Origin of the sequence: Thalassotalea euphylliae (assembly GCF_042682785.1) — a bacterium.
GTDB lineage: Bacteria > Pseudomonadota > Gammaproteobacteria > Enterobacterales > Alteromonadaceae > Thalassotalea_F > Thalassotalea_F euphylliae.
This window is the reverse complement of the sequence record NZ_JBHUIB010000003.1, coordinates 1,010,997-1,026,423: the sequence shown is the minus strand read 5'-3', so window position 1 is coordinate 1,026,423 and position 15,427 is coordinate 1,010,997. Positions and strand designations below refer to the sequence as shown.

Annotated in this window: 12 protein-coding genes; 8 read left to right on the top strand and 4 right to left on the bottom strand. The window is 42.0% G+C overall.

Features of this window, described 5'->3' with window-relative positions:
* Positions 1 to 21 precede the first annotated feature (21 nt).
* From ACFSJY_RS11940 to ACFSJY_RS11915, 6 genes are all read left to right on the top strand, one after another.
* The gene (locus ACFSJY_RS11940; RefSeq protein WP_386034526.1) at positions 22 to 2,046 is read left to right on the top strand and encodes an AMP-binding protein; all 2,025 of its coding nucleotides are present in this window, start codon (positions 22 to 24) and stop codon (positions 2,044 to 2,046) included.
* Positions 2,047 to 2,331: 285 nt separating this feature from the next.
* Positions 2,332 to 3,165 (top strand): hypothetical protein, encoded by an 834-nt coding sequence (locus ACFSJY_RS11935; protein WP_386034524.1) that lies wholly within the window; start codon positions 2,332 to 2,334, stop codon positions 3,163 to 3,165.
* Positions 3,166 to 3,228: 63 nt separating this feature from the next.
* The gene (locus ACFSJY_RS11930) at positions 3,229 to 4,038 is read left to right on the top strand and encodes a thioesterase family protein (protein WP_386034522.1); all 810 of its coding nucleotides are present in this window, start codon (positions 3,229 to 3,231) and stop codon (positions 4,036 to 4,038) included.
* A 477-nt stretch (positions 4,039 to 4,515) separates the two neighbouring features.
* Positions 4,516 to 6,225, top strand: coding sequence for an SUMF1/EgtB/PvdO family nonheme iron enzyme (locus ACFSJY_RS11925; protein WP_386034520.1), 1,710 nt, complete (start codon positions 4,516 to 4,518; stop codon positions 6,223 to 6,225).
* A gap of 302 nt (positions 6,226 to 6,527) precedes the next feature.
* Positions 6,528 to 7,082 carry a hypothetical protein gene (locus tag ACFSJY_RS11920; RefSeq protein ID WP_386034518.1) on the top strand — a complete coding sequence of 185 codons (555 nt, stop codon included), beginning with the start codon at positions 6,528 to 6,530 and terminating at the stop codon, positions 7,080 to 7,082.
* Positions 7,083 to 7,134: 52 nt separating this feature from the next.
* Complete coding sequence (locus ACFSJY_RS11915; RefSeq protein WP_386034516.1) at positions 7,135 to 7,590, top strand: DUF7919 family protein; 456 nt, start codon at positions 7,135 to 7,137, stop codon at positions 7,588 to 7,590.
* Between the two features lie 121 nt (positions 7,591 to 7,711).
* Here ACFSJY_RS11915 and ACFSJY_RS11910 read toward each other — a convergent pair whose 3' ends face one another.
* Complete coding sequence (locus ACFSJY_RS11910) at positions 7,712 to 9,709, bottom strand: winged helix-turn-helix domain-containing protein (protein WP_386034514.1); 1,998 nt, start codon at positions 9,707 to 9,709, stop codon at positions 7,712 to 7,714.
* 130 nt (positions 9,710 to 9,839) lie between these two features.
* Entirely contained in the window at positions 9,840 to 10,427 is a 588-nt protein-coding gene (locus ACFSJY_RS11905) for a TetR/AcrR family transcriptional regulator (RefSeq protein WP_386034512.1), read from the bottom strand.
* A gap of 288 nt (positions 10,428 to 10,715) precedes the next feature.
* On the opposite strand from ACFSJY_RS11905, the gene ACFSJY_RS11900 reads away from it, so the two are divergent.
* Together ACFSJY_RS11900 and ACFSJY_RS11895 are read left to right on the top strand one after the other, a co-directional pair.
* On the top strand, positions 10,716 to 11,264 hold the full coding sequence (locus ACFSJY_RS11900; RefSeq protein ID WP_386034510.1) for a carboxymuconolactone decarboxylase family protein: 549 nt from the start codon (positions 10,716 to 10,718) through the stop codon (positions 11,262 to 11,264).
* A 24-nt stretch (positions 11,265 to 11,288) separates the two neighbouring features.
* Positions 11,289 to 11,936, top strand: coding sequence for a DsbA family oxidoreductase (locus ACFSJY_RS11895; RefSeq protein WP_386034508.1), 648 nt, complete (start codon positions 11,289 to 11,291; stop codon positions 11,934 to 11,936).
* 72 nt (positions 11,937 to 12,008) lie between these two features.
* Here ACFSJY_RS11895 and ACFSJY_RS11890 read toward each other — a convergent pair whose 3' ends face one another.
* Both ACFSJY_RS11890 and ACFSJY_RS11885 read right to left on the bottom strand, forming a co-directional pair.
* Positions 12,009 to 13,595 carry an ABC-F family ATPase gene (locus tag ACFSJY_RS11890; protein WP_386034506.1) on the bottom strand — a complete coding sequence of 529 codons (1,587 nt, stop codon included), beginning with the start codon at positions 13,593 to 13,595 and terminating at the stop codon, positions 12,009 to 12,011.
* An 88-nt stretch (positions 13,596 to 13,683) separates the two neighbouring features.
* Positions 13,684 to 15,297: a putative bifunctional diguanylate cyclase/phosphodiesterase gene (locus ACFSJY_RS11885; protein WP_386034504.1), complete on the bottom strand. Its 1,614-nt coding sequence runs from the start codon at positions 15,295 to 15,297 to the stop codon at positions 13,684 to 13,686.
* Positions 15,298 to 15,427: the final 130 nt, after the last annotated feature.

The following is a 15,427-nucleotide window of genomic DNA, read 5'->3' as shown; positions in this document are numbered from 1 at the left end:
AAATGGAAGAGGGACACAGTAGTGCAGATTCAATCTGAAGCTTTAAAAAGCAGCCAAGAAAAAGAGCTGTCCGCCACAAGAACTGATCAGCCAGCCGACAACCTCACTGATGAAGTAGCAAGGCCCTCAATAGATGCCAGTCAAATTAATGCAGACCAATTGCCACCATCGGTTTACCACGCCATTCAGCAAGCAGCCACAAGTTTTGGTGACAGTGTCGCGATAAAATACATATTGAACGGCAACGCTTTAGGTCCGAAAAATATACCTTTTAAGCAACGTGCTATTCATCAAGCAATCAAGTTGCTAAAGGGCAAAACATTTGCACAACCTTACCGTGAAATCACCTATAAACAGCTTGCTTCGCAGGTAACACAAGTAGCCAATGCGCTTAAACACCTGTCACTCAGCCAAGGTGGTGTCACCAGTTTATTACTCCCTAATTTCCCTGAAACCTACAGTGCATTGTGGGGGGCGGAAACCGCAGGTATTGCGAACCCAATAAACCCGATGTTGGAATCAGATATTATTGCCGAAATAATGAGTTCCGCGCAAAGTGAAGTACTTATAGCGCTTGGCCCTGTGCCGGGCAGCGATATCTGGCCGAAAGTGATGGCGATTAAGGATAAAGTACCGAGTCTAAAAGCGGTCATTAGTTTGTTCGGCGATGACGACCATAGCTCAGGAAGTGTGCCTGTGTATGGTTTTCATCAGCTCCTGGAAAAGGTCAGTAGTAATCACCTAGCGTGTGAGCCTCCGTCGCAGCAAGATACTGCGGCATACTTTCACACAGGCGGCACAACAGGCCTGCCCAAACTTGCTATGCAAAGTCATTTAAACCAGTTAAGCAATGCCGCTCAAGTTAACTTGGTATTGCCAACTGAGCAGGGCGATACCATGCTCGTTGGCTTACCGATATTTCACGTCAATGCTGCTAATGCGACCGGTCTTGGATCCATCACCAAAGGTGCAACCATTTTAATGACTGGGCCAGCAGGGTTTCGTAGCGCGGAAGTGGTGCCCAATTTACTCACACTTTTGAATCATTTTAATGTTTCAATCATGATGGCAGTGCCAACCGTATATGCCAGCATAGTTGAGCAACTCAGTGAAATGTCAGATACAAAGGACTTGGATATTTCGCTGAAGATAGCAATCAGCGGTGCAGCGCCTTTATCTCCAGCGCTCAAGCATAAGTTTAGTCAGCTGACTAAAGTTCCCCTTATTGAAGGCTATGGCGCGACAGAAACAACCGCAGTAAGCACGTTGATGCCAATTAAAGATAATGCTGTGCGGCAGTCGGTAGGTTTGCCTTTGCCATTGTTGGATTTACAGATTGCAGACATTGATGAATCAGGAAACTTAGTTGGCTTTTGCGATACCGATCAAGTGGGTGAAATTGTTGTTTCTGGCCCCAATATTTTTAAAGGCTATCTTGAGCAGAGCCACAACGACCAAAGTTGGCTAGTAGACTCGACAGGCAAACGTTATTTCCGCACAGGTGACTTAGGTCGCCTCGACAAATATGGCTATCTAGCGTTGGCAGGACGTCAAAAAGAACTCATTATCCGTGGCGGCCATAATATCGACCCTAAAATGATCGAAGATACGGCATCAAAGCACCCCGATGTTTCGCTTGCTGCGGCAGTAGGGCGCCCAGATGCATACGCTGGCGAAGTTCCGGTGCTTTATGTCACATTAAAAGAGAATCACAACGTGAGCGGAGAAAGCGTACTCTCATTTGTGACAGAGCATATTCAAGAGCGCGCTGCGACCCCTAAACAAGTCATTGTTCTTGATGATATGCCAACAACAGCAATAGGGAAAATCTTCAAGCCGCAGTTAAATTGCTTTCAAGTAGAGTCTGTTATTAAAACGGCATTGACCGATGTTGAGCATATAGCTGGTGTAGAGGCTCGCCCAAGTAAACAGCATGGCATATTGGCAACAATTAACGTTTACAACCAGCCTGATAAGGTGCAAAACGATATAGACGACGCATTAGCTAACTTTGCACTACATTACTGCATTGAATACATAAGTTAACACAGCGCTCAAATACCTAGTAAACGTCTCCCCAAAGCAGTAGTAGCAAACCTATTTGGTTTGTTGCTACTGCGACTCTACCCACCAATAACAGTGTGTATTTTAATATGTACGCTTAGGTCTGATAGGTCAGGTCAGCATCATTCAATACGTCACGGAACCATTAGCTTTCCAACCAGTTGATGCGATAAAATTCGAAGCATGTCGTTATGCCGAGTAATGCGCAATGTTTAAATGCGTCACATAGGCTCATAACGTTAAATTGACTAGTACCAAGGAATACCCATGAACAAAGCGGTTTTTTGGCTTAGCCTGCTGAGCGCAACAAGCTTTTCGGTTGTAACGCAGGCAGATCCTAAAAAGTTTTACGCAAATCCAACTCTCCAAGCTGAAAACCCGTCAGCGTATGCCGTGTCAGATGTAAATCAGGCATGGCTTGAGCAAGCTCACAAGAAACGAGAGCAAGATGCTAAAGCCGTCTTTGAAGCGCTTAAAGCCAATACCGAATTGTTTAAACAACTGCAGGCATGGGAAACGCTAAGTTTTGAAGAGCGCATGGCACTTTTGCCTCAAGTGTTTGAGATTGAATGCAGAACGATGGGGATTACACCTCCTGAATTGGTTATCAACAATACGCTTTACCCAAAACGCGCGGTAAATTTTGTATTTGATGTGCGCTCGCCAGGCAGTGGCCTAGTGTACTTAAACCCTAAATTGCTTAAAGAAATGGACGTGTACGCGCCACTTGCCTTTTTGCTTCATGAAACACGTCACGCGTATCAATTCCAGTTAGCGTATAGCGAAACTTCAATACTTGCCCAAGGGTATAAAAGCGCGTTTGAAACCCAAAGCAATCTAAAAGGAGCATCGTTTAGCGACTTTTTAACCTTGCTGAACGAATATGAAGCATTTCAATTTGGTAATCATGTATTAGAACTACTCACTGATGGCACATTTGAATCACCAATGATGGGCACTTTTGCTAGCCAATTTGGAAACGCAGGCCAATTAAAAATAGATCTGGTTAAACTTCATGAGCGTAAAGAAAACAGCAGCTTACTTGAGAAGTACAACCGTGCAGCCAACGTGCAATACAAGCTTCGATACCCCAACCAATAGTAAGTGATAAATAAAAAGTCTATTGAATTTTATTTAATAAAATTAAGGTGATGGAAAATATAAATGACGTTTGATGAATTGATCGATGTTACCAAAGCATATGTAGCATCGGAGGGGAAGTCGGCCAAACCAGAGTTTACAGAGCAGTGGACACAGGGAAGGACAGGGTTTGGTGGTTTATCTGCAGGCTTGCTTTTAGCTGCAACAGAGCAAAAAGTATCCGACGACAAATCATTACACTCGGTTTATACGAGTTTCATCGGCCCCTTATTGGCTGATGTGCCATTTGAAGTTGAGGTCGACGTATTGCGAGAAGGTAAAAACGTAGTTCAGTTACAAAGTAAAGCGATTCAAAATGGACAAGTAGCGGTTCTTCAACAAGTTAGCTATGGAGCAAAGCGTGACAGCAAAATAGCGTTAAATAAGTTGCCAACACACAATATGGCAAAGCCTGACAGCGAAATCATGAATGCGCCTGACGGAGCTATGGTGCCAAACTTTGTGCGAAATTTTGATATGGATTTTCAACAAAGTGGTCTGCCGTTTTCGGGAAGCAAAGATTCTCATACTCATGGCTGGATGCGTTTCAAAGATGAACCTAGAACGATTACCAACGCGCATATCATTTGTTTGGTTGATACTTGGCCGCCCACTGTTGCCCAGCAACTTGATAACCCCGCACCACTTAGTACCATGAGTTGGTATATTGAATTTGTTAATACCGACGTATCGTGTAAACCCAATGATTGGTTTGCATATCAGTGCGATGCAAGTTATGCCAAAGGTGGTTATGGATATACCGATGCCTACATTTGGAATAAGGCTGGAGATATTATCGCAAAAAGCCACCAAACCATTACGGTGTTTGGTTAGTCACAACTCCTTTTAAAATTTTATATTTTGAAGAAGGCATCTAATGGTGCCGTTTGAGTATCTGGTAGCTCAATTTTTTATTAAGTAATGAAAAGTTTAGTCATTTGAACTAGCGACTTTTATCAGTCACTAAAAGGGTAGTGTGCAAATATATCTTCAATCATCGATGATAACTTATCAATGTCATCGATTATTGATTGAGCGATATAATGAAGCGGCTAAAGCCCAATACCTGTTGAGATACCCAAAATAATTGAAAATTGGCGTTGATTACGGGTTCACCTCAGAATATTTGTAGTTAACGCTTAAATTTTATGAATTTTCGTTTAACTATATGAAATTTAATAAAATACCTTTATTTTTTACTATCCTTATTTTTCTATAATTTTTCTATTTTTTGCTTTTTCTAGGTTTTTAATAAGAATTTCTGCTTAGTACATTTCACTCTGTCGACGTGTTTTATTACAGGAAGACAATATGAAAATTAATAAACTTTTTCTTGCAGTGTGTTTGGCGACAACAAGCTATACATCCGTCGCGTTTGGTTTGCCTGATAGCGAAAATTTCAATGCGCCTATTGAGCCGATACTCGTTAACATTCCGGCTGGGAGCTTTAACATGGGCGATAAAGATGGTGAGGAAACACTGCCCATTCATAAAGTATCTGTACCGGCATTTAGCATGGGGAAATATGAAGTCACGGTAAAAGAGTTTCGTCAGTTTATTAATGCGACGGGCTACAAAATGCCAGAAGAATGTACCCATCAGCTCAATGGTTGGTTTATCGGAACAACCAAAGGTAATTGGCAAAATAACGACCTTACAACGAATGACTTACAACCAGTGGTATGTATTGGTTGGAAAGCAGCTGATGCCTACACAAAATGGTTAGCTAAAGAAACGGGTAAACCTTATCGCCTACCCAGCGAGGCAGAGTGGGAATACGCAGCAAGAGCGGGAACATCAACTAAGTTTTATTTTGGTGATGACAAAGAGCAAACGCTGGTTTGTGAATACGAAAATACCGCTGACTTAGCAGGCGAGAACATTCTTCAGCGCGATTCGAACACCAGTTACGTTAACTTCTTTAACGGCAAATCGAACTGTGTCGACCATTCTGGTTATGCCAGTATTGTTGGTATGTATAAACCTAACGCCTTTGGCCTACATGATATGGTCAGCAACGTTGTGGAATTTCTCGCTGATTGCTATCAGAAAAACTATGAGGGCGCACCTACTGACGGGTCAGCATGGTTAGAAGGTGACTGTAAACGCCATGTGGTACGTGGCGGTAGTTGGCATTGGAATACTTTTCCAATAAGCAACCGCCGTGGAATGGATGACTTTGTAGGTGGCGTAGAAGGTTTTCGAGTTGCATTAGACGGTAAAGCCGATAAAAAAGCCCACTACACAGACCACAGGAAACCACTGTCGACTAGGCGTTTTGAGCATGAGTTAACAAACGTGCAACAACAAGAGCAAGCAAGACGTGATGCATTGTTACCATACCCTGAAACCGTTAAAAACCTGAACATTTCGCAAGACGACAGTGTGGTTACGCTAACTTGGGACAAAAACCCAGAAAAAGACATTGAGAGTTACCGCGTTTACCGAAATGTGTCTGAAGATGGCATGTTTAAATTACTAGCCGACAATATTATCGGCACGCAATTTAAAGATGCGAATGTTGACCCGCTAAAATATGAATACACAGTAGTTGCTGTACGTCGCCATCAACAAAGTGACTACAGCGATACGGTAACCACAAATGCACCAACAACATCACTACCTGGGCGATTAGAAGCGGAATCAACTGCGTCTATTATCGATGACGGAGACTCTAGTACTAAAGCTACTAGAACTTCAGATACTACGGGCAAGTTTAATTTAACCGGCTTTGGCGGTATTGGTGAAGCAGCGACGATGGAATATGCGGTTGATATTAAAAAATCAGGGCATTACGCGCTGAGCTATCGTGTTGCCACTCCACGAGACACCAAAGGGTTTAAAGTGTTGATTAATGGCGAAGAAAAAACATCAGCACTGGTAACGAAAACGGGTGGTTACCACGACTGGGAAACACAACAAGGTGAAACCATATATCTTGAAGAAGGTGAAACAACCCTGACGTTACAGTCACTAGACAATAATTGGAAACTTAACTGGCTGGCGTTTACGCCTCAATAAACTTGCTTACCTCAAGCAATAACTCCGTCTGAGAAGGGCGGAGTTATTTTATTCTTTCGCTTTAATTGTTTGAAATTATTAAGTAAATACTACTTTTAGCTGCGGACATTACTATGAAGTCTCAGTAATATCCTGAAAAACACAAATCATTGGTTGTGTTTTGTTGTTAACAGATTGAATTACTGTAGATTTCTGGTAATTTAACTGGCTAATCGTGGACGGATATTACTGAGACGTCTACATAATATACTGTTAGCAACTTAGGGAGTATCGAATTGACCTGGAAAGAATTTATAGTACAGATGACCACTCAAATAGCTTGGCCTACCACTGTACTGATATCTCTAGTTCTATTAAAAGATAAAGTTAATGATATCTTGCCTCGAATAGAAAAGTTCAAGCATAAAGACACAGAAATTGCCTTCTCAAAAGCTATGAGTGAAGTGGTTGAAAAGGCTGCTGAAATTGAGGAAGAAGGTAAATTAATTCCTGGCGATTTAGAGGCAGAAGAAGAGCGCTTACTAAATTACATTGACTTCTCTCCAAACAGTGTAATACACCAAGCTTATGCGTTAATGGATAGAGAACTGCTAGCCCTATACAACGACACCTTGGAAGGTGAAGCGCGGCGCCCTCTCAAGGTTAAGGATGCGAGGATAGTCAGAGAGCAACTTGGCTTTGATCAAGAGCTTCAAGAAGAGATCCAAAAGATACAAAATGTTCGAGCAATGATCATGAGAAATCGACAGCATTTGATATCGCAAGAGCAGGCTTCTTCATATGTAGAGTTATGTACAGATGTAGTTTCTAGAATCAGAGAAATAGCAGCTAACAAGCAAAGGCAGTCGGACGCGTAAACGCACCGCTGCTTTGGGCGTTATATACCAAAGAAGGTTCAAGAGAAGTTAGATGTATTGCGAAGACTTATCAAACTATAATTATTTTTTCCCAGATATTTCTGGAAAAGTAAAAAATGTAGGTTGGATTGTTGAAGACCAGCCTTTTTCCCAAGGTATAGTTAGTGATGAGTTCAAAACTAAATTGCTACAATTGTTTTTTGGTAGCTCTAGCTTTTGTTCTGATACAAATCTAATCCGAGGACCCAGTCATCCATGTAACTTGTGTGGAGAATGTTTTAAAGTTGAATTAAACGGAAAGACTAAAAGTCTTGGTTCTAGTGAAATCTGGGTACCTTCTGAAAAAGAAAGAGGAATTGTTTACGCCTCTCCTTCATTGCTAATTCATTACATTGAAGTGCACGGTTATTGTCCTCCTGCTGAATATATTGAAGCAGTTATGTCGATAGACTTAAATACTGACTTTAATGGGCAAGACGTTAGTTATAAAATGCTTCTAGGTCGATAGCAATTGAAGTTAGGCATATAACAAGCCAATAAAGTGACGGGACTGCTAAAGCATGGCTCGGTTCCGCTTTGCTACAAAGTTTAGCCAAACATTAATCAACCCCTTAATCGGGCGTTACGCTTTATTCATTTAACGCCAGCAATTTCACTTCATTAATCTTTCGCCAGCGGTCTATGGCATTGTTTTCAATAAACTGGCTGTAAAAGTCGACGTTAACTTTATCGCTTTTTGATTCCAACATTAGCAATGCAATGTCTAAGCTTAACCACTGGTTGCCAGACAGTTGAGCTTGCTCGAACGCGCGTTGCGCGTGTTCGGTATAGTCATCCATGTTTCCCGTTGCTTGAGCAAACAAAGTTTTTAAGTAACTGTTTTGCGCGTTATCAGAGGTTAGCGTTTGAACCAATGTTTGCGCTTCATCTAAACGATTCTCAGAAACATAGTATTCTATTAACTGTTTACGGCTTGACTGGGCAACCCAGTGATCGGGCGTTAATTCTGTATATACCAGCACTTGTTTTAAATGTGGTTCTTTGTCAGCGATGTGCTTAGTAAAAATGGCATAGTGAAAAGGGACTTTCGCATAGTGGTACTGAGGCAACTGGTACGCATTCATTTTCTGCTCTGCCTGCTGCAAATACAGGTATTGGTCGTGCTGCTGTCTGTGCTTGTGTGCCATAACGGATAGGTAAGTAAGTGCGCCTAGTTCGCGCCCAATATCGTTTGCTTCAAGCGCTAGGCTGGCAGCTTTTAACAAGCTTTGTTTGAGTGCAGGGTAGTCTTTATGTTGATGGTCTAGCCATGACTGGGCATTCCACACATCGCTTTGCCTTTTTAAATCACCCATCTGTTCAAAGTAACGTAATGCGCTGACAAGCTTGTTGGCGCTTAACTCAATCAGGTTCTTACTTGTCAGTATTTGGCTTTGTTTTAATAAGGCTTGGCCTGCATAGAAGGTGTCGTTATTTGCCAAGGCAAGCGTTTCCATTTTTTCGGCGAGCACCATGGCTTTGTCTAAATCATTGGTTTTTATGTAACTTTGAATAAGCTCTGTAAGCACGATTAAATCAGACGCTTGTTCTTCATGCGCAATCGACAAATTCGCCAACCTTACTTGTGGGGGCAGTGCCGACGATATAAGGGTATTCACTACTGGTCGTTGAATATGGGTTGTTAATTTGTCGATAGCTTCTTGGTAGGTTTTACCCGATGTTTGCCCTTGCCAGGTATTGTGTGGACCTTTTAGTTGAAAATCTACGAAGTATTGTTGACCGTGCGTTCTGACTTCAGTCGCTAAAATAAAAGGAAAGTCTTTGGCTAGCTTAGGGTATTCAAGTTCAGCTGATGCTAAAAATGACGATGTCGATAAGCCTGTTACTTCAACAAAATTGATTGTTGCGTTGTCTTGAAGTACAGGAAGATAGGCATCCTCGCTAGCCTTATCAATCCCTTCAATTGGGTTGGTCTCGTTCACAGAGGGCAAAGGCAAATAGCCAATGGTCAGTATGTCTTCTTTGCCTGAAAGCGCGTCATTATCGGTCTTAAAAGCAACACTTTGATGTGGTGCCTGTTCGCTGAAATCTAACAAGAAAAAACTTAGCACCAGCATACAAAACATTGTTGCAATGCCTATATAAAGTGGCTTTTGAAGGCGGGGATTATTGTTTGCTTTTACTATGTTGTTTGATCTCTGTGATGCGCTAGGTTGTTCGTTTTCTTTTATAATTGGCTGGGCATTCGGCAGGTAATCTTGCAGGTCATTTGTTTGCTTATTGGTTTGATGAGTATTTTGCTCTGGAGTTACTGCGTCATCGATTGATTCAGTAATTATTGTTGTTTCTAGTTGCCATTGATAACCGCGTTTTGGAAACGTTTTAATGGCACTGTTGCCAAACACTGAACGCAGGTGGCTGATATTTTGAAATACCGCCTGTTCAGACACGACTTTTTCACGCCAAACCTCAGCCAGTATCGTTTCTTTACTTAAAACGTTGTATTGCTGGCTAAGCAATAAGGCGAGCACTTTCGCTTCGTTGTGCCTAATTTCTTGGTTGTCACCGTTTTTGGTGAGTACGAGGTTCGTGGCGTCAAATACGAAGTCGTTGATTTGGTAGCGCATTTTTATAATTTTTATTTGTTGACGAGAATATCCATATTGCTCAACAGTCTACCTGATTTATGCACCTAAGGTGAATGGTATTGTGTTTTTGAATGTTGCAGCTCACATGGCGTGTGTGAGCTTTTGAAGACTAGGCAAAAGGGTAGTGTGCAAAAATATCTTCTATCATCGACGATAACTTATCACTGTCATCGTTTATTTTTGCGTAGGTACGAAGGCCTGCAATTTGAACTTGTAGGTAGTCGGCTAACTCGGCTGCTGACTTTAACTTGCTGATGTCACCTTCTGCTTGTGCTTGCGTTATGACGTTAGCAAATTCACTAGAAACCTCAGCTAAATGGGATTTTGTTAGGTCGATCAGTTCTTGGTTTTCTGACGTTAGTTCGCTTAACGTTTTTGTCAGCATGCACATGCCGTTAGGCCCACTTGCTTTACTTTCAATCACTTGTATTTTTACAAACGCAATCAGCGCTGCCAAAGCTGAAGGTTGCTCTGCCTTGCATTGGCTTAACACGTGAATACCCATGTTGGTGTAGCACTTTAACGCTTCTTTAAATAATCCATCTTTATTGCCAAAAGCTGCGTAAATACTACCTGGGCGCATATCAATGGCGTCTTGAAGGTTTCGCATAGACGTAGCGTGAAAGCCTTTGTGCCAATAAAGATTCATGGCTTTATCGATAACGTCTTCACGATCAAATTTAGCGGGTTTTGCCATGTTAACTGCGTATGAATATTTTGAACATTTGTTCAATTATATGGCTGTCTTATACATCCGTAAAGCAGGTTTTTTGGCATGTGAGCTACGCAGAGAACGCTTTACTCACTTTATTGCTAACTTAGTTGTTAATAAATTCAACAGGTTACAAATTAAGTGAACGATCGTTCAAAATAATAATTGAACGATCGTTCATGTTGTTCTATAGTTTGCATCGTTCACGGGGCAAAGCCGTATTTCCCGTCTACAGTTAAATTGATTTAAATGATTCAAACTTGGAGCAAACCAATGAGCAAATTTACATTTCATACTATCGAGTCAGCACCGCAAGACAGTAAAGCGATTCTAGAAGGCGCTAAAAAGCAGATGGGCGCAATACCAAATCTATATGCGGCGATGGCCGAGTCGCCTGAAATTTTGAAAGCATATATGCAGCTACATCAGGCATTCACTGCAACGTCGTTTAACGCAGAAGAGCTAACGGTTGTATGGCAAACGATTAATGTCGAACATGAATGTCACTACTGCGTTCCTGCGCATACGGGCATAGCGCATTCAATGAAAGTTGACCCTGCAATTACTGAGGCGTTGCGCAACAGTCAGCCAATGCCTAATGCTAAGCTTCAAGCACTTCATGAGTTTACGCTTGCGGTTGTGCGTCAACGTGGCAATGTGACAGAAGAACAAATGACAGCATTTTTTGACGCAGGCTACGTGCAAAAACAGGTGTTAGAAATTATTCTCGGCTTGTCGCAAAAAGTGATCAGTAACTATGTGAATCACGTTGCCGAGACGCCGGTTGACGATATGTTTAAAAAATTCGCTTGGACTAAATAGTCCTAGTCTTATTAAAGAGAACGTATGAGCAAGAAAATTAAACTGGATATTATTTCGGATGTTGTTTGCCCGTGGTGCATTATTGGTTACAAACACCTAGAGGCAGCAATTAATGAATTGGGTATTCAAGACCAGGTGGACATCGAATGGCAGCCATTTGAGCTAAACCCTGATATGCCACCTGAAGGAGAGGGGCTAAGAGCTCACGTTGCCAGAAAGTACGGTTCGTCTAAAGCTGACAGCGACAGAGCGCGCAGTAATATTACACAACATGGTGCTGAATATGGTTTTACGTTTAACTACTTCGATGGCATGAAGATAGTTAACACTTTAGATGCACATTTGTTGTTAGATTTAGCGCATCAATTAGGTAAACAAACTGAGATGAAGATGCGACTGTTTTCTGCCTTTTTTACCGAGCAGAAAGATGTTTCAGACCGAGAGGTGCTGTTAACTGAAGCTGAAAGTGTAGGCATCGAAAGGGGGCTTGTTGAACAAACTTGGGCAGATGATACGGCGTTGGAGCGTGTTAAGTCTTTAGAATTGCAATGGCAACAAATGGGTGTGTCAGGTGTGCCTACCGTTGTGTTTAATCGTAAAACGGGGCTGACGGGGGCGCAACCACAAGAAGCCTTTAAGCAAGTATTGTTAGAGCTGATGGAAGAAAGTTAGCGAGATAATGCTTGGCAGTGCAGTAAACAAAAAAGCCAGCGAAAGCTGGCTTTTTTAAAGAAGATGAATAGTTTACGCTTGTGAAGCTAGGTACTCATCATAGGTGCCAGCAAAATCAACATAGCCATCAGCTTTAATTTCAATAATGCGTGTCGCTAAGCTTGATACAAATTCACGGTCGTGCGATACAAATACGAGTGAACCTTCAAACTGTTCTAGCGCCATGTTTAACGATTCAATCGACTCCATATCTAAGTGGTTTGTTGGTTCGTCCATCACTAAAATATTTGGCTTTTGCATCATTAGCTTGCCAAATAACATACGACCTTGCTCACCACCAGACAGCACTTTAACTGATTTTTTGATGTCGTCAGCAGAGAACAGCATACGACCTAGGAAACCGCGAATCACTTGTTCGTCGTCACCTTCTTTTCGCCACTGGCTCATCCAGTCAAACAAGTTCATGTCTTCTTCAAATTCGTGTGCATGGTCTTGTGCGTAGTAACCGATGTTGTGGTTTTCAGACCATCTTACTTCACCTGAATCTGGTGTTAATTCACCCATAAGTGTGCGTAAAAACGTGGTTTTACCAACACCGTTTTCACCGATAACGGCAATACGTTCGCCAACTTCAGCCATCAGATTGATATTTTGTAGAACACTTAACTCGTCAAAGTTTTTGTTAAGGTTTTCAATTTCAATGACGTTACGGAATAACTTTTTCTCTTGCTCGAAACGAATGAACGGATTCACACGGCTTGATGCTTTTACTTCTTCAAGTTGAATTTTGTCGATTTGTTTCGCACGAGATGTTGCTTGTTTTGCTTTTGAAGCGTTAGCAGAGAAGCGAGCAACGAATGATTGTAATTCGGCAATTTGTGCTTTCTTCTTTGCGTTGTCTGCCATTAGGCGGGCACGAGCTTGAGTTGCTGCAAGCATGTACTCGTCGTAGTTACCTGGGTAAACACGTAACTCACCGTAGTCCAAGTCAGCCATGTGCGTGCACACAGAGTTTAAGAAGTGACGGTCATGCGAGATGATGATCATGGTAGACTCACGCTCGTTTAACGTATCTTCTAACCACTTAATGGTGTGAATGTCCAAGTTGTTGGTTGGCTCGTCAAGCAACAATACATCTGGATCTGAGAATAGTGCTTGAGCAAGAAGTACACGTAGTTTCCAACCTGGTGCTACTTCACTCATTTTACCGTAGTGTTGTTCTACAGGAATACCCACACCCATGAGTAACTCACCAGCGCGACTTTCGGCACTGTAACCGTCCATTTCCGCGTAAAGTGATTCTAAATCACCAACACGCATACCTTCTTCTTCACTCATTTCAGGTAATGCATAGATGCGGTCACGCTCTTCTTTCACTTCCCACAGTTCGGTATGACCCATGATGACGGTGTCGACTACTGAGTAATCTTCGAACGCGAACTGGTCTTGGCGAAGCTTACCAATTCGGTCGTTTTGATCGAGCGAGATGTTGCCACCTGTTGGTTCTAGGTCACTACCTAGAATTTTCATAAAGGTAGACTTACCACAACCGTTAGCACCGATTAGGCCGTAACGATTACCGTTACCAAACTTTTGTGAAATGTTTTCAAACAGCGGCTTAGCGCCGAACTGTTGCGTAATATTGTTGGCAATTAACATAGAAAGTTAGCGAGCTATAAAAAATTGGCGCGATTATACCTTGCAGCCGCTGCGCAGTCACTTAGTGAAACGGTAAGAATAGATTTATTTATGCTGTAATTGAGTCTACTAATTGATTTGATAGAAAGTGTTGTTCAAATTCTTCAGCACTAACGGGTTTACTGAAGTAAAAACCTTGGAGTTTATCGATAGAGGTATCGTTGAAGAACTCTTTTTGCTGTTGGGTCTCAACACCTTCTACGGTGACCGCTAGTTGTAGGTTTTCGGCTAGCATTATCATGGTTTCAACCATCAGCACACTGTCTTTATCTTCCGTTAACTTCATGACAAAGCTACGGTCAATTTTAATGCGGTCAATAGGTAAGGCATGTAGATACGCCAAGGAAGAGTAGCCAGTACCAAAATCGTCGATGGCAATAGATAAACCAAGTGCTTTTAATTGCCGAAGTCGGCTAGCGGCACCATCAACATCATACATCACGGTCGATTCTGTTAACTCGAGAGTTAATGCATGAGAGGGAAGTTGTATCTTTTCTAAGCACTTTTTCACATAAGCGACAAACGCATCGTTAGCGAGTTGTTTGGCAGACATATTGACCGACATGACGAACTCTTTATGACCAAAGCTATGCCATTGTTTGGCTTGCTGACACGCTTCTTTTACTACCCAATCACCTATCGCTTGAATGATGCCAACTTCTTCGGCTATAGGAACAAAATCGGCAGGAGAAACATGTCCTAGTGTTTCATTATGCCAACGCAATAGTGCTTCAGCACCTTTGACCAAGTTTGTGCTTTTATCAATGATAGGTTGATAGTGCAGGGTGAACTCTTTTCTTTCTAATGCTTTTCTTAATTGGTTGGCGATACTTAATTTGTATTTAGCGACAGCGTCGAGTTCGCTAGAGAAAAAGCGATAGGTATTCTTACCTTCGCTTTTTGCATGATACATAGCAGTGTCTGCATTCTTAAACAAATCTTCAGCGACACAGCCGTCATTGGGAAAGGTGGCAATACCTATACTCATTCCAACATGTACTTCATTACCCGCAAGCGCAAACGGTTGGCGAACACAGTTAACAATTTTACTGGCAATGAGTGGTAAGTCTTGGGTGTTTTTAATTGAGCCTAAGAGGATGACAAACTCATCGCCAGCAAAACGTGACAAGGTATCGTCGTTACGCAAATGTCCTTTGAGGCGCTTACTAAATAGCACGAGTAGTTCATCGCCTATGGCGTGTCCATAGGTGTCATTGACCTCTTTAAAATTGTCGAGATCAATAAACATTACACCTGCTATGGCGTCGGTGCGCTTTGCATAGCTGATGAAGTGTTCGAGCCGATTAGTAAACAACTGGCGGTTGGGTAGCCCTGTTAAGCCATCGAAAAACGCAAGACGCTTAATTTCATCTTCGGCGTCTTGTCTTCGCGTAATCTCTTTTTTGAGGAATTTAATATTGCGAATAGTGATGGAAAAAAGTGCAACACCAGAAAACATGAGGAGTGTAAATAGCTCATCTAGTTCCCAAGCTTCATAGTCTCTCGTTACTTCTACTAAAAGCTCAAAGACGTCATGTTCTTTGGCAAAATAAAAGCCTAAAAGGCAGACCGTTAAGATCAACGCGATGTCAATGACTAAGCGTTTCTGCTCAGTAGAGGTGTGCTTTATTTCATCGAGAAACTGGCTTATGCGTTTTTTCATTAATGTTTTGTGAAGTTTGGCAATATTATTGGAATGCTATTTCGCCATTATCCTTAACCGCACAACTCATGCCGAACCTAGCCACTATTAAGAAGTATAGCTTGTAACTGGCAATCTTGGATTGGTGCTA